Below are 22662 nucleotides of genomic sequence, written 5' to 3' on the forward strand. Positions count from 1 at the left end.
TTTTACTAATCTCCTTTCCAATCTTTCCAAAGCGCTAATATTTTTTCTGATTCTATTCTTAAGGAAGGATAGTGACTTAAATATTTGGTTAAAGCTTCTATTAAAAAACTTCTTGGGATATCGCTCTGCAATTCCTTTAACAACATTTCTGTCGTTTCTATTTGCTGTTTTAAAGCATGTGCGACTGTTTCATCATCAGCTGTCTTTGTTTTTATTTCTACCAACATGGATTCCACCTCATGTTGAACCGCGGCCTTTCCTTCCAACTGGTTCGATGTATTGCTGAAATCAGCAGGAAGTACGGGGTTAATCTCTTGATCGTGTTGTACAATCACGCTTAACTGCTGAACGATAAATTCCGCAAGTTTTTTTACCGAGAGCTTTTGTTGCTGCCATAAAATAAGCATTAAATACTCTTTTATAATACCTTCCATGATTGTCGTTAAATCACTTAAATATGGTTTCACTCTATTACCAAATGCTTCCACTAAAGAACGTTCATGCCAACTCCGAAGCGCATATTGAATTTGCTTCATTTTGACATTGACCTCACTATACTCATTCGGCAAAAATTCGGTAAATAGCACGTTGAAAAAGGAACGGTATTCTACAGATCTTTCTAACTCCACTTGGACCTTTCGAATTAGTCGATCTTGAGCGTTAAGCCCGTAACCGAATTGGTAAGCATTCGCTTCTTCTAGCAAATGATCATGGTGTCTTTGGAGCAATGCCAACATCATACTTTCTTTTGAAGCAAAATGTTTATAAAATGCCCCTTTTGATATTCCACATGCATCGGTTATTTCTTGAACAGAAGTAAAATGATAGCCTTTGTCTGAAAACAGGTTAATTGCTGTCTCCATAATCTCTGTCTTTCTGTCAGACATGGAAAAATCCCCTTTTGACCAACCAGTCACTTAAAGTGATTATATAGTCACCTTGTATATATTAGACCGTTTCGACTTAACAGTCAACTTATTTGCAAAAGATGATTTCCTTATTGCTCTTCCCATTCTCCTTTCATTCTATAGGAGGAAATGCGTACGAGCGTTGAAGGGTGTGAACATAATTTCTCACCATTTAAAAGAACTACGTCATGCGGAACTGATTATTGAGTGTTAGATAGAAGCAGAAATTAGATTTAGGTTTGTCGCTTCTCCGACATATCCAAGTAATGGAGAAGACATAAAAAAAAATCTGCCTTTAAAGGCAGATTTTCATCAGTTATCCTTGTTGAGCAGTCGGGCGAACCAAAATTTCGTTAATAGCGACTTCTTGTGGTTGCTCTATAGCATAACGGATAGTACTTGCAATATCTTTGGGCTTAATCGGGGTAAATTCTGTAGAGTTCATGCTTTGCAAAATATCATCGTCAGTAATTGTCTGAGGAAGCTCGGTTTCCACCATTCCCGGTGAGATAATTGTCGTCCGTATATTACTTTCAGCAAGGGCTTCCTCTTGTCTCAACCCTTCTGTAATAACTCGAACCGCATGCTTCGTTCCACTATAAACAGACATGCCAGGTCCTACCGTGTGACCAGCAACAGAAGAAATGTTTATAATTTGCCCGGATTGTTTCTCCCTCATAGATGGAAGTACTGCTGCAACACCATACAAAACGCCTTTTATGTTCACATCAATCATTTTATCCCATTCATCTACTTTTAGTTTATTCATAAATGAAAGTGGCATTAATCCAGCATTATTAACCAAAACATCAATTTTTCCATAATGTTCTAACGCCGTTTGAGCGAGATCTTCCATTTGTTCACGTGACGTTACATCCGTGACTTTATAAATAGCTTCTCCTCCGTTTTCTTTTATCTCGTTTGTCAGTTCTTTCAACCGATCTTCCCGACGTGCTGCAAGTACAAGCTTAGCTCCATTTTCGATTAGCTCTTTTGCCGTACCTTCTCCAATACCACTCGAAGCTCCCGTTAGAATCACTACTTTATCTTCTATATTTACTGACATACTAATAATCAACCTTTCTATTAGAGAATCAGTATTATATTCCCCTCCTTCTTTCTTACTAAACATTTTAAACTTATTTAATATCAGCAAGAAAAGCACAAGGTTCGTGAACCACCACAATACCTTCTAAATGAAAATTCCCCTTGCTGTATAAACAAAGGGAATCTGTCAGATTTAGTATGGATAAACTTCTGTGATAAGTGAAACAAGTCTTTGTTCATCTACATCTACTAATCCTTGATCCGAAATTTTTGCCTTTGGAATGACCGGCAGCGTTACAGCAATCAATCGATGAATCGGATTTAAGCCAGGCATTATAGTTTCTTGGATGCGTTCTACAAACGTTTCTATAAGAGGTGCCAGTTCATCTGCTGATTTTTGACTCATTAATCCTGCAACAGGTAGAGCAAGTTCAGCGATAACTTCACCGTTTTTTACAGCAACCATTCCGCCTTGCCTGTCACGCAGATGATTCGCGGCAATAGCCATATCACCCGGATCAACACCTAAAACAGCTAGATGGTGGCTATCATGGGCAACCGTTGTTGCAACCGCTCCATCCGTAATACCGTAACCGGCCAAGACACCTAAAGTACGATTAGTATTTTTGCCATGACGATGAAACACGCCAATCACATTCAAAGGAGCTTTCCGTCCTTCATAAGCACCTATTTTCAACAAACCATTTTCAACAGGCAACGTTGTCTCAAAAAAGTTCGTCGGTATGCCCGGCGCATAATCATACTCTATGACACGAACCGATGCCTTTTCTGCACCATCACCTATTCCAATATGAAAGTCTTCGGGAACTATTTTTTCCACCTTCACGGTATTAAAAAAATCTTCAGGCGGATTTATGCGAGGTTGCGATCTCACACAAATCCCTTCTGATCCCACCAACTTTCCCCGGGCCCATGTTGCAGTGACGGTCATGTTTTCTAAATCATTCACTAATGCAACATCCGCATCCCGGCCAGGTGCGATTGCTCCAATATCACTTCGCCGCAAGCGATTGGCCGCGTTAATGGTTCCGAATCGAATCGCAGTTATAGGATCAATCCCATTCTTAATCAGGGTACGAGCAACGTGATTCATATGTCCTGGAGTAAGAAGATGATTCGCCTTCACATCATCTGAGCAGAGGCAAATATTAGGCATATATCCTAGATGACGTATCTTTTCAGCAATTGGCGCCGCATTATGAGCGAAAGAACTTTCTCTAATTTCAAGCCACATACCAGCACGAACTTTTTCCAATGCTTCATCTCCTGTCCTGCTTTCATGATCGGAATCAACTCCGGCCATGAGATAAGCAGACAATTCCCGATCACTCACAGTGGGAGCATGCCCTTGAGCAAGCATTCCAGCCTGACGGGATTCTGCTAAAATTCCTGTCATACGAGGATCTTCATGAATAACCCCGTAGTAATTCATCACTTCAGCCAGCCCATCTATGCCATCCATCTTCAATAATTCCCTTACTTTCTCAGGGGTGAAGTCATCGCCTGATGTTTCTACAGCTGGGGCAGATGGAACGCAGGAAGGCAAAAATGTCAGTACCCGTAAATCAAGTTCACGGCTTGCTTCAATCATATATCGAATGCCGCGTTCTCCTAATACATTACCAATCTCATGAGGGTCCGTTACCACGGTTGTTGTTCCTTGTGGAAGTACTGCTTTTGCATAAGCTTCCGGAGTTAACATACTGCTCTCCATATGCACATGGGTGTCAATCAACCCTGGAATGGCGTATTGCTGTTTACCATCAACACGTTTAGCAGCAGCTAACTCCGTCACACCCGGCTGCGTAACGTGAGCAATTTTTTCACCTTTCATGCCAATAGCCGCAGGATAAATCTCTCCGGTAAAAACGTTCACCAATTGAATATTTTCAATAGCAATATCTAACTCCACGCCACCTCTTGCGGCAGTCGTATATTGGACCATCCAACACCCTCCTTTTTATGGATTTTTCTCTAAACAAGCCATAAATAATAAACAAGCGGTATACAAAGAATAAATAAACCGATTGGTATCTCTTTTATTTTTCCAGTTAATATTTTAATAACAACATAAGCCAAAACCCCAAAGACAATTCCGTTCGCAATACTGAAAGTAAAACCGGTTATTAAGACAGTTAAAAAAGCAACTAAAGATTCTTCCGTATTTTCAAAGTTAATATCTTTTAAGGAAGAGAGCATTGTTAGCCCGATTACAATCAAAGCCGGTGCCGTTGCTTCTCCTGGAATCATGAGAAATAGCGGTGTCACTAACAGTGAAACGAAAAACAATGCTCCCGTAGACACCGCTGTAAGACCTGTTCTACCTCCTGCATCAACACCGCTAGCTGATTCAATATACGTAGTTACAGTAGTAGACCCTGCCATCGAACCAAATACCGTTGCCAGCGAATCTACAAGAAACGGCTTTTTTATACCTGGTAAATCCCCATTTTTATCCAACAAGTCCGCTTTTGCTCCCACACCTAGTAACGTTCCCATTGATGAGAAGAAGTCTCCTGTAAAAAATGTAAAGATAAGCGGAATGAATGCAAATTGCAAAGCTTGCAGCCAGTCTACCTGAAACATTATAGGGGCTGGGTTAGGCGGTGCTTGAAAAAATGTTTCTGGCATTGTCGTTAACCCAAGCGGGATACCTATAACAGTTGTTATAACAATTCCATAAAGTACAGCTCCTTTAATCTGACGACCCATTAATCCTAAAATGATAACTAACCCAATGATGGAGAGCATAATAGAACTATTGTGAAGACTAGCTAAAGTGAGACCGTCTCCACTATCATTAGCCGTAATCAACCCTGCGTTTTTCAATCCTGTTGCGGTAATAAATATTCCCACCGCTGCCCCAACTGCTAGTTTAATATTTTTAGGAAGCATATTAGCTATAGCTTCCCTTATACCAAAGATAGTAAGCAAAAAGAATGCCATTCCTGAAATAAATACCATACCCAGCGCCGTCTGATAAGTCGCTACACCACTTGCTACAATCGTATAAGCAAAAAAGGCATTTCCACCCATAGCAGGCGCCATTGCAAATGGACGGTTTGTAAATAGACCCATAATAATCGAAAATATTGCAGAAACTAGTAAGGTCGTAACCATGACAGAGCCTGCCGGCATACCAGCATCACTCATCAAACTTGGCTGTATCGCTATAATGTAAGCCATGGTAACAAATGTTGTTAGTCCGGCCATCATTTCTGTTCGAGTCGTTGTATTATTTTTGTTTAGACCGAATCTTTTTTCTATCCAAGCAGACATGTTGATAATACCCCTTTTTTGTCATTAATTAATTTACACACTGATTGTAGAAGGTAAAACAAGCATTGTCAATTCTATTCCCTAACTTTATTGGTTATAAATCTTCATAATGTTCGTTTTTTGTAAATTATAAAAAAAGCAGCCGCAATGATTTATCATCACGACTACTTTTTGTTTTTTGGAAAGAGCCTTTATGTTCCATATTTTTTAAAGGTCGATTTACCATCGCGTTTTGCTGTGTACATCGCGCGGTCTGACTGTTTTTGTAACTGATTCACATCATACACTTCATCTGTTGCATAACTAATTCCGATACTGCACGAAATCGGAATCGATATAAACTCGGCCCAAAAAGGCTCTTTCATTCTTTTTAGAAATTTCTCCACAAAAGCTTCTGTCGATATTGTACGGTCACTTTCTAAAAATAAAATTGCAAACTCGTCACCACCCAAGCGGGAAGCAAACCCTGTTTCAGGAAGCAAATCCTTCATTAATTGAGAGACATGCTGAATGACTTTATCTCCAGTATCATGTCCGAATGTGTCATTAATCTGTTTAAAATTGTCTAGATCTACAAGCAGTAAGGAAAGATTGTTATTTTTAGATTGTTTCGTTTGGGCAAGCAACGTTTCTGCTTTTTGATTAAAAGAATAGCGATTAGCAAGACCCGTTAACGTATCATGATAGGCTAAATACATCACCTCTTGCTCATTTATCCTTGACTGGGTTACGTCTTGAATCATGATATATTTCATCATTTTGTTGTCCAACTCAATAAATTGAGAGTCAAGAACTAAATGAACATCTTTTTTTGTAACAGAGTGTTTTAATGTTAGTTCATAATTTCGAAGCCCTGTGCTTCCTTCCCCAGCCATTTGCCATTTCTTTCTAAAATAATTGAATGTTTCCCTAGGTACGAACTTTATCAAGGAGGTTCCTATTAAACTTTTCATTTTTCTTTGAAACAATTCTTCCGTTTGTTTATTAGCATCTTTTATTTGTAAATGTTTATCTATAAGAATGATTGCTATTGGAGATTCTTCAAATAAAATTTGATATCTTTTTTCGTAATGAGGGAGAAAATCGTACTTTTTCATAACCATTTGTATAGATCCTATTAAAAGCAAGTCCCCATACATGACAAGGAGCGGTACATTTTTTAAAAAATCTGCATAAATAAATAAAGCTCCAAATATTAATCCCCAAAAAAAGTACAGTATAAAACCGATTTGAAAATACTGCAGCAATGGGTACGAAACGGACTCTACCGATCTACGTTTTTTAGCTTGAAAGAACATCCAAAAAATATACCCGGCATACAAAATATATAGATAGCTGTACACACGCATAAGAGGTCCAAATTCTATATATTGCGCAAGTGCATAGTGCTCGATTGATTCTACCAGCCATCCATCTATTGGAAATAGAGGGATAATTAAGACAGCTGGTAAATACATCCCCCATCTTTTTAAAAACCCTTGCAGGTAAAGAGATTTACTGGTCAACATCATTCGAAACCATTCAGTAATCAAGCAGAATTTAATAATACTTAACGGAAATTCAAGAAAGACTATTAACCCTTTTGTTACTGTATTAGGAAGAGTCAGTTTTAAAAAATATGTAATAAATAAAAAAGAGACGCAAAGGAGTAAAAGGGCAGTGATACGATGAAAGTTACTTTTCTTATTTTTAACATATGTTTCAACCGATAAATAAAAAATAGCTCCAGACACTAAAAAATAAAAAACAGATAAAACGGACACCCACACTTTTAAAGACCTCCTTTCCCCCTCTTATAATCTCTTCATATAGTCTACCAACAAAATGACTTTTTTCCTATATATTTTTTAACACACAATGATTTGTAAATTCTTCTTCCCTTTTCTTCATCTAAACCATGTTATAATAATCCTAAAGATAATAAACAAAGGAGTTTGTAGGATGACCGTTCATGAACATAAAAATGATGCTCCATCCACCGTGAATTGTGCGATTATTACAATAACCGATACCCGGACATCGGCAAACGATAAAAGTGGACAACTCATACAAGACATACTTCAAACATCAGACTATAGTGTGATAGATTATAATGTTATAAAAGATGAATACGAGGACATTCAATCACTTATTCAACAGTTAGCGGAAAACAAAAGGGTGAATGCCATTTTATTGAACGGAGGAACAGGAATATCAAAACGTGACACAACGTATGAAGCAGTAAGAGATATACTGGATAAAGAAATGCCTGGCTTCGGAGAATTGTTTCGTTATTTAAGTTATGTCGAGGATATCGGTTCCGCCTCCATTTTAAGTCGTGCCACCGCAGGTGTTTATAATCATACTGCAATCTTTTCGATGCCTGGGTCCTCAGGGGCCGTCCGATTAGCGATGAATCGGCTGATTTTACCAGAATTAGGACACGTCACAAGGGAAATACACAAAGACTTATAACACCACATATTCTTGAGGGGGCTGTTTTAAGGGATAAACAAAATAATGTGTTTCACAGCGATAGTTATCCTTGGAAGCAGCCCTCTCTTATAAAAGTCAACCCGATTAAGCGCGCGGCCACGCACGTCTCTCAGCATACTCCATACACATCTTACAAACAGGAACTGTTTTCCCACTAGAAGGAGCTATATATTTACGCGGCTTATATCCTCGAATTTTTTTCTTACACATTCCACACGTTTTACTAAAAAACATGACCATTCTCCCCTTTCTAGAAAATCTTTTCTCTATCATAGTACATACAAATGCTTGCTTGAAGTATAACGCTTCCCTGATGTCATCTTTTTGTTATTTTTGTAACAAAAAAGAAATATTTTTGTAACATATTGTGTTATTATAGTAGAATGACAATAAATCTACATTACGGAGGAAAACGAATGCAGAAAAACTTTATTCAACACCGAAAAAAATTATTGCTCTTTCTTTCCATTTTCGTTGGATTTTTTGTAGCAATCTTTTTTATAGATGATAAACCTACAGACTCTATGGACACAGAAAATATCACACCGACTTTATTTATTCACGGTTTTAAGGGGGGTTCCGGCTCTTTCCATTCATTATTGAATCGATTTGACTATCATGATTGGGGATCGAAAGGATTAACGTTTTACGTATCTGCCTCGGGGAATCTTCAAATGGAAGGCAGCATGTCAGACGGAGAAAATCCATTTATTCAAATTATTTTTGAAAACAATCGTGCCAGTTTAGATCATCAAACCTTATGGGTTCAAAAAATAATGACTACACTTAGAGAAACGTATGATATTAAACAGGTTAATCTCGTCGGTCATTCTATGGGAGGACTGACTGCAACAAATTTTTTACTACACAATCAAACAGGAAATTACCCCGAAGTAAATAAATTAGTTGTCATGGGGTCCCCTTTTCAAGGGATAGATGATGAGAATTACTTTTCCACTAATTACGGAGAAGCCACAAAAGACTTGAAACCAGAGTCCGAGTCGTTGCGTTCCATGATACAGAATAATGGTAATTTTAACGAAAACATTGATGTTCTTGCTGTTGCAGGAGTGATAAACAACAAGAATTCAGATGGGGTTGTTCACGTATCAAGTGCTCTCGGTATACAAGATATCGTCCCTTCTGCGATTTATAATGAAGCAATCATAAAAGACGTTTACGCAACCCACTCCGGCTTACACGAACACCCTGTTGTCGATCAAAAGATTGCCCATTTTTTATGGGATATCAAAGAACCTAGTTAAAAGGAAGAAGTTTGTATCTTTTTTAATACCTTCCCCGAGTCCCTTTCATTGCTATATATAGGTGCCTATTCTTTCTAGAAAAACAAAAACCGGCTGCACCTCATAAAGATACAGCCGACGGTTTCACCTTTTTCTATTTGAGCTTTTCCATATGAAAAGCAGGTACTAGTCCTTCATCAGACGCTCTGCCAAGCAATGATTGAATAGCTGCATATCCATCTTCCCCAAGATTTCTCGTAAATTCATTAACGTATAAATCTATATGCTGTTGCGCAACTTTTGGAGACATTTCTTGTGAATGAGCCATCACATAATCACGTGATGCTTCTGGATGTTCCCATGCATAATCGACGGAAGAACGAATCCATTCTTCTATCTTCTCATGGTCGACTGACCGTTTAGCAATAATAGCACCTAGCGGAATAGGCAGACCCGTATCTTCTTCCCACCATTCTCCAAGGTCCTGAAGCATATGCAATCCATAAGTGTGATATGTAAAGCGCGCTTCATGAATAACAAGGCCTGCATCCACTTCTCCACGTTGAACAGCGGGCATAATCTCATCAAACGGCATAATTTTTATTTCCCCAACACCATCAGGAACTTTCTGCGATGCCCAAAGTCGAAACAGCATATAAGCGGTAGAACGATCACTTGGAACCGCTATAGTACGACCAGTGATAGTGGCAGGATTTTTTTCGTTTTTAGCCGTTAACACAAGCGGACCGCATCCTCTGCCAAGCGCCCCGCCGCACGACAACAGACGATAATCATCAAGCACCCATGGTAGAGCAGCATAAGAAATCTTCATTACTTCCGGGCCTTCTTTATTAGCCGCCCAATAATTCGTTTGATCTATATCTGCATAAGTAACATTCACTTCTGGTGTATCTGGAATCAATCCATGAACCAAAGCATGAAAAGTAAATGTATCGTTTGGACATGAAGAAAATGCTATATTCAATTAAAAAACCTCCTGTATTGTTCTACTAGCCTTCTCTAAGACAGCTAACGCTTCCTTTATTTTCCATTCATTTCTTTCACGGGGACCCACGACATTAGATATCGCCCGCATTTCATACACAGGTACGCTTACTCTTCTAGCTGCTGCTGCAACACCAAATCCCTCCATTGCTTCTGCTTTAGCTTCCGGTACCCTTTGTAATAATTTATGAGCTGTCTGAACAGTGCCCGTTGTCGTAGTCGTCGTTACTATAGATCCCGTTTGAACATCTACACCAAATGTTTCGATTTGCTTTCTCCATTTTTCTACATATGTAATGTCGCAATCATATTTAGATGTTCCAAGGTCCAATTCTTCTAACGATAAAAAACCAGTTTGTGTCTCTGATCCCATATCTACAGCTCGTATATCACTTGCTACCACCAGCGATTCAACATCAGCCTTGTTTTCAAACCCACCACCAATCCCAGCGCTAATCACTGTGGAAAAAGTCGAATGGCTTAATGAAAATGCCGTACTAACTGCTGCTTCCGCTAAACCGACACCTCCAACAATAACTTCAAAGCGTGAATTATTGTCTAGTCCGCACTCTACTGCTGCTTTCTCTGCTTCTACTGCTGTAACAATTAAAACTTTATTCATGCTGAGAAACTCCTTTACTACAATCAACCCATCCTCCATCTTATCACGAACAGATAGTTATCATTAAAAAAAGCACCCATTTTTGTTAAAAAGGGTACTTTTGGATAACGAATTATGAGGTAGATACTACAGATCCTTGTCTTGTCCATGACGCTTCTTTTGTTTCACTTGGAAGCAACCACTGTTCATAACATTGCTTTAGTAAAGTATTAAGCCCCTCAACCGATGTCATCCTGTTAGCAGCATCATAATTGATAAATTCTTTCGGAAAAGGGTATGCTTGCGGAACGGATTGATGTATCGCATTAATCGAGTAAACATGTGATAGTGCTGCATTTGGTCCGCATAATGTTTCTTTTTTATTTTCTTGAACAGCTTTAATGCAATGAAATAGTTTATAAGAACGTTCTTGCTCTGGTTCTCCGTATATTTTTTCTGTACCATCATTAAAATAAACGACAATCGACTCATTTTTTTTATACAAAATTCTTGCATCTTCAAACTCATATTCAAATACAGGACCAAGTTCTTCGGTTACAGCATGAGAGGCAAAATAATAAATCTCTGTCCCTGCATCAGTGACACCTTTGAAAGCGCATGTATCAAACGTTTCGATATCATTCACACAATATAACTCAGCTGTTAATTTATTCAGTGGCGCACTCTCTTCTGGTTTATTACCAAGAACGTAAAACATATTGTGCAAAAAGTGAGACGTCGCATTGTTAGCAACACTATCGAATATAGGCGTGCCATCTTGCGCGTATTTTTTGCCTGCCCAAGACGCTCGTTCATAATATTCTTCATTTCGAGGCCATAAAACCAGTGTTTTCATACGCTTTGCCTTTCCGAACTTACCAGCTATGATATCTTGCTTAAGATTCTGAATAACATCGCTAAAAGACCAGTCAAAACCAATTGCTACAAACTTATTTTTTTCCTCTTTTAATTGAATCATTCGTTTAGCATCTTCTATCACAGGACTCATCGGCTTTTCACATAAAACATTACTTCCATTTTCTAATGCACAAATGGTTTGTTTCGTATGAAAATGAATGGGCGTTGAAATAATCGCCAAATCTGCCTTATTTTCTTCATAAAATGTTTCTAACGAGGAAAAAATCGGTATGTTATGCTCTTTAATTTCTTCATAATAAGTACTATTTTCAGGATAAATATCGACCACACCTTGAATCATGTCAAACATCGAGTGTTCATATAATTCTCTAAGATAAGTATTCCCGTAACCGCCGATTCCGACGAGAACAAGTCGGATATAATTTTCCATAAGGACCTCCTTTTACTCGATTCGCTTCGCCATATTTTGAGCAATTAAACATAATTCAGCTGCTTTAAACGCATGGTTCTGTGTCATAGCATGTTCTGTATTATTTAAACAATCAAGAATAAGATCGTGATAATATGGAAAACCAACTTCTCCTTGCAGCGAAAAATACTTTTCTCCCTGCTGGTTTACAAGAAATAAATGATCTCCTTCTTGACTTCTCGTCACATCAAGATTCTTTCTTAATTCAATGTATCCTTCCGTTCCAAGAATAATGGTACGTCCATCTCCCCATGAGCTTAAGCCATCCGGCGTCAGCCAATCAACACGGAAATAATTAATAGCTCCGTTGTCAGCCACAAGCGATGCTTCCCCAAAATCTTCTAACTCCGAGTATTTTTTATTAGCGTAATTTGCAACTTTACTTTGCTCTACTTTCGCATCTTTTGCTCCCGCGAAAGTCATAAACTGTTCAATTTGATGACTTCCAATATCACATAAAATACCGCCGTATAATTCTTTCTCAAAAAACCATTCAGGCCGGCCCATAGCATTTAATCGATGCGGTCCTGTTCCCATAACTTGAACAACACGTCCTATCGCACCTTCCTCAATCAGCTGACCAGCAAAAACAGCACTCTCTACGGCCACTCTTTCACTATAATTGACAGCCCACTTCAAGCCTGTTTCTTTTGTTTTTGCCTTTGCTTTTTCTAATTGTTCCAAGGTTGTAAAAGGGGCTTTGGCAGTAAAAAAGTGTTTGCCGGAATCAAGCACTTCCAGTCCGAGATCCCCCCGGGTAGCTGTGATTGGTGCCGCTGCTACTAATTGAATCTCATCATCTTTAAGAATGTCATTTTTGGAAGACGCTGCTTTTGCTTGAGGAAACTTTTTTTGAAACGCTTCCATTTTTTCTGAATCGGAATCATACACCCATTTTAATTCCGCACCAGCCTTTATCAATTTATCACACATTCCATTAATATGACCGTGGTCCAGACCTATAGCAGCTATCGAAAACTCACCTGGACCAACCACTGGTTCAGGTTTTGGTTTAGGGAAATAATGTAAAGTGTTTGATTTCATCATTAATCATTTCTCCTTCGTTCGAGATGGAGGGTTTTATATCCATATTATAATAGGAAAACCCATCTTTGTCTTATTAAACTGGAAGACACTTCTCAAATTCGGAACTCAATTAAGGTAAAGAGCTTTTTTATAATCTGTTGGTGTAGAGCCTGTATGCTTTTTAAAAACTTGGCTGAAATAGCGGGGGTTATTTCCAAAACCAACACTTTCTGCTACCTCAAACATCTTTACTTCTTCCGATTGCTCAATCAGTGTAATAGCTGTTTTCATGCGTTCTTCCATTAAATAAGTAGAAAATTTTTGTCCTGTTTCCTTTTTGAATAACTTTCCTAAGTAATCGGAATTCATATAAAACACATCCGAGGCGATACTAGATAACGACAAAGATTCTTCTTCAAGGTGCTTTTTCGCATAATCGATCACTTGATTGACCAGTTGATTTTGCGTTTCTCGTTTTGCATCATAATTTACTTCCGCGATTTCTATCGCTATTTGTTTTATAAATGTTTCAATGTCTTGCAACGTCGAACTCGTATGAAAGCGGTGGACATACTGAAACATCTCCTCCATAACTTCTGTTCTTGTTTGGCGGATAAACGACATAAATAATTCCAGACAATGAGTACGTACAACTTGAATATCGAGTCTGGTTTTTTTCAGTTCTTCAAAAAAGTGTTCCAAATATGCTGCTGTTTCTTTTTTGTTGCCGCTTCGTATGGCAAGCAGCAAGTTTTCATGGTCAAAAGAAAACCCTTTCGGACGGTTATCCTCATTCTGAATATCTTCTGAAGTAACAATGCCGCCTCTACCTAAATAAAATCGATACGTCAGCCCTTCGAGAATTTCTTGATATAATAAATGAAGATTGGCAAGATCACTTTTACCGCTTACTGCAGTCGTAAAGCTGTCCCCGGTTAATGATTTCCATTCTTTTTTCACTATCTTCACTTGTTCTATGACTTCTTCAACCTCACTGTTTTCCACAAGTAAAACGATTCGTTCAGAAATAATAGTAGAAAGCAAAATATTTTGAGAGTCTGCTAATTGTTTATTCATTATTTCTTTTAACGTAAATAAATGCTCATATTCAAAATCATTATCTATGACACAACCTATTAATCGAAAAGGTCCTGATTCCTTCTCCAACCCGAATAATTCTTGATAATATGTCCATTCTTTTATATTATATTTTCTATTTATAATAAATTCTCTCAAAAATTGCTCTTTTGCTTTTGGAATCACCTTATTCAATTTTGTACGAATGCTTTCGATAAATGCTTCATTTTCACTATTCATGTCTAAATCGGCGACAACTTCTTTGATTGCTTCTTCAATTTTTTTCTCATTACTCGGTTTTAAAAGATAATGTTTAACACCGCATTTCATAGCAGTTTTAGCAAATGTAAACTCATCATAACCAGAAAGAACAATAAATCTTATATTCGGAAAATAGGAATGGACTTTTTCGATTAATTCAATTCCATTCAATCCTGGCATTTTAATATCGGTCACAATAATATCAGGGGGGGTTTGTTGTATAATGTCAAATGCCATTTGACCGTTATATGCTTTACTCGCTAAACACGTACCACAACTTTGCCAATCTACCATTGTCGCAATACCTTCAAGAATATTTATTTCATCATCGACTACCATCACTTCATACATCTACCCTCACCCCTTCATAAAAGGCAGCGTGATAATAACAGCTGTGCCTTCTTCATTTTCCCTATCAATCTTCACACCACCATCTTCTCCAAACATGAGATGAATCCTTTCATTAATATTGTATAACCCAATACCTGATCCTTTCGGCTTCACTTTTCCTTCATGGATTTTTTGAATCGTTGCTTTATCTATGCCGGGACCATTATCCCGAACTATTATACGTACATCATCTTCTCCTGTGGATATTTGTACAGAAATCGTACATGTTTCCATCATTTCTTCCAGACCGTGTTGAATAGCATTCTCCACAATAGGCTGAATCGTAAGTTTTGGAATACTGAGATATTCCGCCCCAGGTTCCTTTTCTAATTTAAATTGAAGACGTTCTCCATATCTGTATTTTTGAATTGTTATATAGTTTTCTACTATTTCTAACTCTTCTGATATTTTAATTAAAGGTTCTTTTTTACTTATTATATTTCTCATCATATTACCCAATGCCTCTGCCATCGTTGAAATTTTCTCCTGTTGATTCATTTTCGCCATCCAATGAATAGAATCCAGTGTATTATATAGAAAATGTGGATTAATTTGAGATTGTAAGGCTTTGTATTCTGTTTCCTTAATAACAAGCTGTTTCGTATAATTTTCTTTAATTAGCTCATTAATCTTATTAAGCATAATATGAAAATTTTCCTGCAAATCTCCTATTTCATCTTTAAGATAATTCTTTTTTTCATACTCTACCTGGTCAAAATCACCCTTTTGTACCTTCTTCATTCTTTGTGTTAGCTCTTCAATAGGCTTTGAAATAGCTTTTGCTGACTGCCTGCTAATAAAAACTGTAATAATAACGACCAACAATAGATAACCAATCATCATTTGAGTAATCATTGCCTTTTTACTATCAACATCTTCAAAAGGAAGAACATTATAATACGTTAAATCGAAATAACGAGAGGGCTGACCTGTAATAAAATATTCTTTGTCATCAACATTTACTATTCTATATCCATCTTCTGCTTCTTTTGTTTTTAAAAAAGAATCAACTTCAAACGGTTTAAAGTTATCCGTATAAACAACTTCTTCTCCTTTTGTAATGACAAAATTCTTATCTGGCGCAAAATTCAACGTATCATCTATAAGATCTTCAATATTTAGTGTAATTATTAAGTAACCTAGGTGATCCAGTGATAAGTTTTCTTGTTTTTTTATCTCTCTAGCAGCAACTAAATATTCTCCATGTTCTGTATTGCGCCAAACGTTCCCACCCCCAGCTTGCTCGATCATATCTTTTGTTTCATCCATATCAATATCCACATCTGGAGTAAATCCTGCCACCATCATGTTTTGTCTTGCATCCATAATTTGTACCGATTGAATGTATCGTTCCTGGTTAGCAAATAAAATCATTCTGTCCACTAAATTCGTTCGTACTCGATAGGTGTTGTAGCTTATATTGTCAGCTCGCAGCTGATCTAAATAGTTTTGTACGCTAGGATCTGTCACAATACTAAAAGAAAAATCTTCTATATTGTAAAGCTCACGATCTAAAACGGTCGATGAAAGATGTAAATTATTTGCCGCCTCTTCATAAATCTTTTCTTCGTAAATATTTGATAAAAATTGAAAGATTAACAATCCCATCATTCCAAATGCAAACATCAATAAAAATGTAAGGGAGAATAGTTTATTACGTATCTTGGAAAATTGGTTAAAAACATTTGTCGGATGAAGCGCTTTCAAAAAACGAGTGATGGCACTTTGATGTGTTAATTTTTTCTTCATGCTTGCAACAAGCACCCCCTCATTCTCATCCTTGCACTTGTTCTTGTTGCGAAGAATCATGATTGTGATTTCTACTTTTGTACACGATAATTAAGACCGCAACAAGTCCTGCTAATTCTCCAACGGAAGCAGCAATGGCTCCATTCACACCGTTCCATTGAGGATAAAATGTCACGAGCAGACCTAAAGACACACATACAATAAACAGATTCACCAATTGAGCGGCTACCATTCTTCTCGTTCTCCGCTCGAGCATAATAAATCCGTTAAAAAAATCCACCCAAGGAAAAATAAGAACTTTCAGTATAAAAAACTGTAAAACTATGATAGTAGGCTCTGCAAGATTGCGTTCAGCTCCCATCACTGTCTCCATGAACCATGTTCCAAGAGGAGTATAAGACATAAAAATCAAGAGAAGAGCAGGAATTAAACTAATAAAAATTGTAAACTTAAATACTCTTGAACGATCCTCTTGATAAAATTGTAGCACAATTTGATGAGTATACATAAAAAAACTTAACATTAATTGGGAGATGGAAAAAGCTAGAGCAAAAGAGGCAATACTCATTTCAATATTATCACTTTGGGATAAAAACACATAAATGAGCGGCTGCACCAATGTTTGAAACAAAAAATACAAGACAAGCGGCAAGTAAAAAGGCATGATATCTTTATTTGTTAATGTATAAGCATCTAGTTCCGTATTTTTTAAAATTTTATGTCCTTTCCAAACACTAATAACACATTCTATAAACATGCCTATCAAAAAAATCGCAGCTCCGGCCATGCTTGTCACACGCCCAGTAGCTACAAACCAGAAAGCTGCTAAAAACATAATTCCAAGCCTTATAATGACCCCAATCGTCAACCATTTTGTCTCTAAATGATTGATTATGATACCTTGGTAAATTCCACGAATACCTGAAAAAATAATAACCGTTGAAATCACTGCAAACGTTAAAGAAATCGTACGAAGCATATTTTGATCCGCATTGAATAAGTGAATAAAAAGCCAATTTCCGATAGGTGTAAAACTAATAATCATGCTTATTGAAATCATCGTAATGCTGACATATACAAAGACGAAAGCAAGCGATTTAAAAGATTTCATATCTCGAACAAGCGCTGAACTTGTTTGACGAAATACAATCATTGGTTTTTCTACAACTCCAAACATAGAAAAAGCCACCGCATAACATGCGATGATAAAAGCAGCATTATCTCCCCTGCTCAACGTACCGTTTATGATAACGTGAGTTACTGCAGTCAAACTAGAAGAAATTCCTAGAGGAATAAAAAAATAGGCCAATTTTCTGTATGTCAGGTTCAAGGTCCACCACGTCCCCTGTGCTATTAAAATCTATGACGAAAGTTTACGTCCTTTTTTCATTTCATCTTCTTTTTTTTCTTGACGTTCAACACCAAAATAATACGTAACGAATCGTCCGGCAATTGCAGCAAGAAATTGTTGGAACACAATCGAAAGAACGACCGGAAGCGCTGCAGCTGGCGGAAAGTATGTTACCGCAAGTGACGCACCAACCCCCGTATTTCTCATTCCGCTGTTGTACATTAAACTAATAGCTGTTGATTTGTCCCACTTAAATAAAAACGGTAGAAACAATCCTATTATATAAGCTACACAAGCAATTCCCCACACGAGTAAGAATAGAAAAATCAATGTTCCATCAATCGTTTGAAAATAAGGAGATACGACGGCACTGTTAATAAGGATAACAACTAAAATAGCCACCTTTGAAAAAGGGGCCAGTGTCGTCCCGAGTTTTTTCGATTTTCCATTCGTCACACGATTTACAACGATACCTATAATAGATGGAAATACAATCATCCAAAATAATCCGGACATTAATCCGAATACATCCATAGATACTTGTGCTCCAACTAAAACTTGTAAAGTGAGCGGAACAAGAAACGGAGATAATAATGTATGGACAAGTACAATTGCTAAGGTAAGTCCTTTATTTCCGCCTTTTAGTCCTACCCACATTAAAGTTACAACACCAGTAGGAATGGTAAATGCAAGCACAAGCCCTGCAATCATATTTATATTTCCGGAAAAAAAGACAATGCCGGACACATAAGCCAGCAAAGGAATAATGAATTGTAAAATAGATAGACATATTATAATGGGAAGTGGTCGGGAGAAGGCCTGTTTTACTTGAAGTAAGTTTAGACTAAGACAACTCGAGAAACTTATAAACGCAAATATCCATTTCACAAAAGGAGCCCAACTTTGAGCTCCACTCCATAGCGTCACTCCTAAAAAGACGATGACAGGAATCATATATGGCATCGCCTTCTCAAGAATTAAGTTCATTCGTTGCAACATATGTGAACCTCCCCGCAGTGACTCTTGTTATTACGCCGCTTTCCCTTGAACGGACAATGTTTTCCGATCAATTTTTTTAAAAGATTGATACGACATCCACATATTTAACTGAATAAAGAAACTAACCCCAAAAAGCGGGATGAAACCAGGGAAAGTTATAAAGAAATAATATGCAGATACAGCTGTGATAAGCATCAATAAAACATTAGATATATTTAAAAAGCTTAACGCAATCGAATACTTAATATATTGAAGAGACGTTAAATTATAATGAACATACACAGGAAATATATAAAATAACATCATAACAAAGATAATGCCGGTAATCGTCATAACGACATTAAAAGTAAAAAAAACAGCCCCATCAAACGCACGAAAGAAATTTAAATTAAAATACCATAGAAGACCAAACAAGGATATAGATAAACCCAATCCATTTACTTTCCAAAACTCTTTTCGAAACGATTTCCAAAACGTTCGAAAAAGCGGTATATTATCCTCTCCGACAGCAGTCTTTCTGGCCACACTAAACAAGGCAGCCGTACTTGGAAATATTCCAAGTACCACACCTCCAAGCAAAGTACAGGCTATCCACATCACATTTAAATAAAAAAAGTAACATATCCACTGACAAAGGGAATATACAAACTGAAACAAACGTCCTCCTGCCATTTCATTCCCCTCCCGCTATTTTTACTTCACCGTCTTTTCTAACAATAAATCGTCTATTGTTTGCGGTTTTCCTTCTTTCACAGACTTCCAGACTGCTTCTCCCGTAGTCACTGCATAAGAGCCATCTTTACTACCGGAAAGTATTTTATACGGTCTTCTCGGATTTTCCCCTAAGAAAATATCTTCCTGAATGACCGGATCGCCACCTCCGTGCCCACCTTCACGTTCTACCACATGAATCGTTTCTTTTGCCCCGAACAATGGAAAATAATCAATAGTCTGCTCAGGTGTTGGAAAGGGAACTCGGGACGGAGCATGATATTCCATTGTTTCTATACGTCCCTTCGTTCCGTTTATAGCCAGGCGATATCCTTCATAAGGCAATGAAAAATTTACAGAGTAACTAAGTAGCGTTCCTTGTTCATACCGGATAGAAGCCGCATAAGTATCTTCAATATGAATATCAGAATCAAACACACACCGATCTGTATGATAATTTGTGTAACCTTCACGTCTTCTCATGTCAGAGTCAATGTGGTCATCTTGAACCGTAGCATTATTGCTGCGAGTGTTCCAATGTGCATAATAAGGACAGTCCAATTGTACATCACAGGTAGAACACCGACGTCCTTCTTCCTCTTCAGGATTATGAACACTGTCTTTGCCATAATAATTTAAATCCCCAAACGCAAACACTTCTTCTGGCTTTTGATCAAGCCACCAATTAACTAAGTCAAAGTGGTGGGAACTTTTATGAATGGACAATCCACCCGAAAGTTCACGATAACGGTTCCATCTTTGAAAATAAGTAGAGCCGTGGTACGTATCAATATACCAATTTAAATCAATAGACGTTATACGCCCAAGCTTACCATCTTGAATCATTTCTTTAATCTTCATATGGTACGGATTATATCGATAATTAAAAGTAACTGTTACTTGACCTTTGCTTTCCCGCTCCGCATCCATAATTTTTTGACAGTCTTCTGCCGTTGTTGCCATCGGTTTCTCAGAAATGACATCCAGATGGTGTTGAAGACTTTTTAAGATATAATCAACATGTGTATCATCCCGGCTCGCAACTATAATGACATCTGGATTTGTTTCTTTAACCATTCGATCAAAATCATTACTATCAAATTCAGGCACATTGCTCGTTTCCGGAATCTGTTCTTTACACACAGAAAACCTTTTTGAATCAATATCGAGCATACCAACTAATTCACATTGATTCGAAAACGTCTGAATCATGGGTTCGATAAACATACCAATGGCACGCTTGCTGACTCCGCAAACAGCATATCTTCTCACAAGACACCCTCCATTCTGAGTATTACATATTAACCTTTAAGCCCGCTTGTACTAATACCATCTACTATATAACGTTGGAAAATGAAGAAAATAATAATAATCGGCAACAAACTTAAAGTAGTCATTGCAAACATTGCACCCCAGTTTGTCACGGAGTTCGGATCAGAAAATAGTTTCAGTGCCAAAGAAACTGGATATTTTTCAGGCGTCTGCAAGTAAATAAGTGGAGACATAAAGTCATCCCATCTCCAGTAGAAAGAGAAGATGGCAGCCGTCATCATAGCCGGTACAATGAGCGGAACGATAATTCGAAAGAATATCGATATTGTATTACATCCATCTATTCTTGCAGCCTGATCTAACTCTTTTGGAATCGTGCGGATAAACTGCATAATAAGAAAGATAAAAAACGGTACCCCAAAAAATGATGGTAATATGAGAGGTAGATAGGTATCGATCCATCCAGCCCAATTAAACATAATATATTGCGGTATCATCACCATTTCAAACGGAAGCATCATTGTCATCATCATTATTACAAACCACATTTTTCGACCTTTAAAATTAATGCGGGAAAAACTATAAGCTACAACCGCAGAGAAAATAATGCTGCCAATTGTTGATACCGTCGTGATGAACAAGGAGTTTTTGAAAAATGTCGTAAAAGTTATGCCTGCAAATCCTTGCCAACCTTCAACATAGTTAGAAAACTTCCAGCTTTCAGGGAGGATAAGATGGGAATCTACAAACACTTGTGAACTTTCTTTCAATGAACTTCCAGCCATCCAAACGATAGGATAAAGCATAATGGCTGTAAAAATCAGCAAAAGCGTATGTTGTACAATTTTTTTCAGACGTTTCTTTTTTCTATAATCCATTATTCCCTACTCCTTTCTTTAGTTATCTTCGTAATGAACCCAATACTTCGAGCTTTTGAAAATTAAAGCAGTAAATATTGCTATAATAATTAACATCACCCAGGCTAGTGCCGCTGCATATCCCATATTGAAATATTCAAAAGCCTGTCTGTACATATAAAGGATATATAACAAGGTGCTGTTTATTGGATCCCCTTCTGTAACAACAAAAGCAGGAGTAAAGGCCATAAATCCTTGGATTGTTTGCATAATTGTGTTAAATAAAATGACTGGCGTAAGCATAGGTAGTGTAATCATAAAAAATTGTTGAATAGGCTTTGCTCCGTCTACCGCAGAAGCTTCGTAAAATGTGCTCGGAATATTCCGCAAACCCGCTAAAAAAATCAGCATAGAAGAACCAAACTGCCAACCATACAATATGACCAGTGTCCAAATTGCAGTATTAGGATCACCTAACCAAGAATGTCCTGATAATCCGATAGTGTTTAAAATACTATTTATTGCACCTTCATTGCCGAATAATTGGCGCCACATGATGGCTACCCCAACACTTCCACCTACAACAGAAGGTAAATATAGCAATGTCCTGTATAGTCCAACCATTTCTACTACTTTATTAAGAATTAAAGCAATTAACAAAGCAAAGACCAATCTTAAAGGAACTGCTGTGCCAGCATAAAGGAATGTAACTTGCATAGACTTTTGAAACATTGCATCATTGCTGAACATCTCTACATAATTTTGAAACCCTATCCACTGAGGAGTTCCCCCTAGTGTATAGTCCGTAAAAGATAAGTAGAGTGAATATAAAATGGGAAATAATGTAAATCCAACAGTTCCGATAACAAAAGGAGAAAGGAAAAGATATCCCATTCCATTTTCACGATCATTTATCGGCTTCCTTTTTTTCATTCCCAAAAAATTCTTTGGGCGTTTGCCAGGGGGAATGCCTGTGTTTTCTTGTAATCTGGCTTGTTCATCCATTTGCGGTTGCATGTCACTCACCTCTCTAATAGCTAT

Annotated in this window: 19 protein-coding genes; 2 read left to right on the forward strand and 17 right to left on the reverse strand. The window is 37.5% G+C overall.

The window, feature by feature from the left end:
- Positions 1-5: 5 nt before the first annotated feature.
- The 5 genes from J2S78_RS13020 to J2S78_RS13040 form a co-directional block, all read right to left on the reverse strand.
- Complete coding sequence (locus J2S78_RS13020; protein ID WP_306899209.1) at positions 6-887, reverse strand: TetR/AcrR family transcriptional regulator; 882 nt, start codon at positions 885-887, stop codon at positions 6-8.
- 337 nt (positions 888-1224) lie between these two features.
- Positions 1225-1974 carry an SDR family oxidoreductase gene (locus J2S78_RS13025; RefSeq protein WP_306899212.1) on the reverse strand — a complete coding sequence of 250 codons (750 nt, stop codon included), beginning with the start codon at positions 1972-1974 and terminating at the stop codon, positions 1225-1227.
- A 174-nt stretch (positions 1975-2148) separates the two neighbouring features.
- Positions 2149-3921 (reverse strand): adenine deaminase, encoded by a 1773-nt coding sequence (gene ade, locus J2S78_RS13030; RefSeq protein ID WP_306899214.1) that lies wholly within the window; start codon positions 3919-3921, stop codon positions 2149-2151.
- 29 nt (positions 3922-3950) lie between these two features.
- Positions 3951-5255, reverse strand: coding sequence for an NCS2 family permease (locus J2S78_RS13035; protein WP_306899216.1), 1305 nt, complete (start codon positions 5253-5255; stop codon positions 3951-3953).
- Between the two features lie 191 nt (positions 5256-5446).
- Positions 5447-7024, reverse strand: coding sequence for a diguanylate cyclase domain-containing protein (locus J2S78_RS13040; RefSeq protein WP_306899218.1), 1578 nt, complete (start codon positions 7022-7024; stop codon positions 5447-5449).
- Positions 7025-7196: 172 nt separating this feature from the next.
- Here J2S78_RS13040 and J2S78_RS13045 point away from each other — a divergent pair, with 172 nt between their 5' ends.
- Both J2S78_RS13045 and J2S78_RS13050 read left to right on the forward strand, forming a co-directional pair.
- Positions 7197-7709 carry a MogA/MoaB family molybdenum cofactor biosynthesis protein gene (locus J2S78_RS13045; RefSeq protein ID WP_306899220.1) on the forward strand — a complete coding sequence of 171 codons (513 nt, stop codon included), beginning with the start codon at positions 7197-7199 and terminating at the stop codon, positions 7707-7709.
- 437 nt (positions 7710-8146) lie between these two features.
- On the forward strand, positions 8147-8995 hold the full coding sequence (locus tag J2S78_RS13050) for an alpha/beta fold hydrolase (RefSeq protein ID WP_306899222.1): 849 nt from the start codon (positions 8147-8149) through the stop codon (positions 8993-8995).
- A gap of 133 nt (positions 8996-9128) precedes the next feature.
- On the opposite strand, the gene J2S78_RS13055 is transcribed toward J2S78_RS13050, so the two are convergent.
- The 12 genes from J2S78_RS13055 to J2S78_RS13110 all read right to left on the reverse strand — a co-directional run bounded on the left by J2S78_RS13055 (position 9129) and on the right by J2S78_RS13110 (position 22554).
- Entirely contained in the window at positions 9129-9959 is an 831-nt protein-coding gene (locus J2S78_RS13055) for a 1,4-dihydroxy-6-naphtoate synthase (RefSeq protein ID WP_306899225.1), read from the reverse strand.
- A complete protein-coding gene (locus J2S78_RS13060) occupies positions 9960-10601 on the reverse strand; it encodes a futalosine hydrolase (RefSeq protein WP_306899226.1) in 642 nt (213 codons plus the stop codon).
- 112 nt (positions 10602-10713) lie between these two features.
- The gene (locus tag J2S78_RS13065) at positions 10714-11889 is read right to left on the reverse strand and encodes a Gfo/Idh/MocA family protein (RefSeq protein WP_306899228.1); all 1176 of its coding nucleotides are present in this window, start codon (positions 11887-11889) and stop codon (positions 10714-10716) included.
- A 12-nt stretch (positions 11890-11901) separates the two neighbouring features.
- Positions 11902-12975: a Gfo/Idh/MocA family protein gene (locus J2S78_RS13070; protein ID WP_306899230.1), complete on the reverse strand. Its 1074-nt coding sequence runs from the start codon at positions 12973-12975 to the stop codon at positions 11902-11904.
- A gap of 105 nt (positions 12976-13080) precedes the next feature.
- The gene (locus J2S78_RS13075; protein WP_306899232.1) at positions 13081-14643 is read right to left on the reverse strand and encodes a response regulator transcription factor; all 1563 of its coding nucleotides are present in this window, start codon (positions 14641-14643) and stop codon (positions 13081-13083) included.
- Between the two features lie 6 nt (positions 14644-14649).
- Positions 14650-16431 carry a sensor histidine kinase gene (locus tag J2S78_RS13080; protein ID WP_306899233.1) on the reverse strand — a complete coding sequence of 594 codons (1782 nt, stop codon included), beginning with the start codon at positions 16429-16431 and terminating at the stop codon, positions 14650-14652.
- Positions 16432-16456: 25 nt separating this feature from the next.
- The gene (locus J2S78_RS13085; protein ID WP_306899235.1) at positions 16457-17701 is read right to left on the reverse strand and encodes a multi antimicrobial extrusion protein MatE; all 1245 of its coding nucleotides are present in this window, start codon (positions 17699-17701) and stop codon (positions 16457-16459) included.
- Between the two features lie 90 nt (positions 17702-17791).
- Positions 17792-18781: a bile acid:sodium symporter family protein gene (locus J2S78_RS13090; RefSeq protein WP_306899237.1), complete on the reverse strand. Its 990-nt coding sequence runs from the start codon at positions 18779-18781 to the stop codon at positions 17792-17794.
- Positions 18782-18811: 30 nt separating this feature from the next.
- On the reverse strand, positions 18812-19453 hold the full coding sequence (locus J2S78_RS13095; RefSeq protein WP_306899239.1) for a YesL family protein: 642 nt from the start codon (positions 19451-19453) through the stop codon (positions 18812-18814).
- Between the two features lie 21 nt (positions 19454-19474).
- Positions 19475-20764 (reverse strand): Gfo/Idh/MocA family protein, encoded by a 1290-nt coding sequence (locus tag J2S78_RS13100; protein ID WP_306899241.1) that lies wholly within the window; start codon positions 20762-20764, stop codon positions 19475-19477.
- Positions 20765-20793: 29 nt separating this feature from the next.
- A complete protein-coding gene (locus tag J2S78_RS13105) occupies positions 20794-21642 on the reverse strand; it encodes a carbohydrate ABC transporter permease (protein WP_306899243.1) in 849 nt (282 codons plus the stop codon).
- 18 nt (positions 21643-21660) lie between these two features.
- Positions 21661-22554, reverse strand: coding sequence for a carbohydrate ABC transporter permease (locus tag J2S78_RS13110; RefSeq protein WP_306899607.1), 894 nt, complete (start codon positions 22552-22554; stop codon positions 21661-21663).
- Positions 22555-22662: the final 108 nt, after the last annotated feature.

Source organism: Salibacterium salarium, assembly GCF_030813635.1.
Taxonomy (GTDB): domain Bacteria; phylum Bacillota; class Bacilli; order Bacillales; family Marinococcaceae; genus Salibacterium; species Salibacterium salarium.

Bases quoted from the DNA above. Each gene is read 5' to 3' on its own strand.
- J2S78_RS13020 (WP_306899209.1), bottom strand. From the start codon at position 887: ATGTCTGACAGAAAGACAGAGATTATGGAGACAGCAATTAACCTGTTT.
- J2S78_RS13025 (WP_306899212.1), bottom strand. From the start codon at position 1,974: ATGTCAGTAAATATAGAAGATAAAGTAGTGATTCTAACGGGAGCTTCG.
- ade (WP_306899214.1), bottom strand. From the start codon at position 3,921: ATGGTCCAATATACGACTGCCGCAAGAGGTGGCGTGGAGTTAGATATT.
- J2S78_RS13035 (WP_306899216.1), bottom strand. From the start codon at position 5,255: ATGTCTGCTTGGATAGAAAAAAGATTCGGTCTAAACAAAAATAATACA.
- J2S78_RS13045 (WP_306899220.1), top strand. From the start codon at position 7,197: ATGACCGTTCATGAACATAAAAATGATGCTCCATCCACCGTGAATTGT.
- J2S78_RS13050 (WP_306899222.1), top strand. From the start codon at position 8,147: ATGCAGAAAAACTTTATTCAACACCGAAAAAAATTATTGCTCTTTCTT.
- J2S78_RS13060 (WP_306899226.1), bottom strand. From the start codon at position 10,601: ATGAATAAAGTTTTAATTGTTACAGCAGTAGAAGCAGAGAAAGCAGCA.
- J2S78_RS13065 (WP_306899228.1), bottom strand. From the start codon at position 11,889: ATGGAAAATTATATCCGACTTGTTCTCGTCGGAATCGGCGGTTACGGG.
- J2S78_RS13070 (WP_306899230.1), bottom strand. From the start codon at position 12,975: ATGATGAAATCAAACACTTTACATTATTTCCCTAAACCAAAACCTGAA.
- J2S78_RS13075 (WP_306899232.1), bottom strand. From the start codon at position 14,643: ATGTATGAAGTGATGGTAGTCGATGATGAAATAAATATTCTTGAAGGT.
- J2S78_RS13080 (WP_306899233.1), bottom strand. From the start codon at position 16,431: ATGAAGAAAAAATTAACACATCAAAGTGCCATCACTCGTTTTTTGAAA.
- J2S78_RS13090 (WP_306899237.1), bottom strand. From the start codon at position 18,781: ATGTTGCAACGAATGAACTTAATTCTTGAGAAGGCGATGCCATATATG.
- J2S78_RS13095 (WP_306899239.1), bottom strand. From the start codon at position 19,453: ATGGCAGGAGGACGTTTGTTTCAGTTTGTATATTCCCTTTGTCAGTGG.
- J2S78_RS13105 (WP_306899243.1), bottom strand. From the start codon at position 21,642: ATGGATTATAGAAAAAAGAAACGTCTGAAAAAAATTGTACAACATACG.
- J2S78_RS13110 (WP_306899607.1), bottom strand. From the start codon at position 22,554: ATGAAAAAAAGGAAGCCGATAAATGATCGTGAAAATGGAATGGGATAT.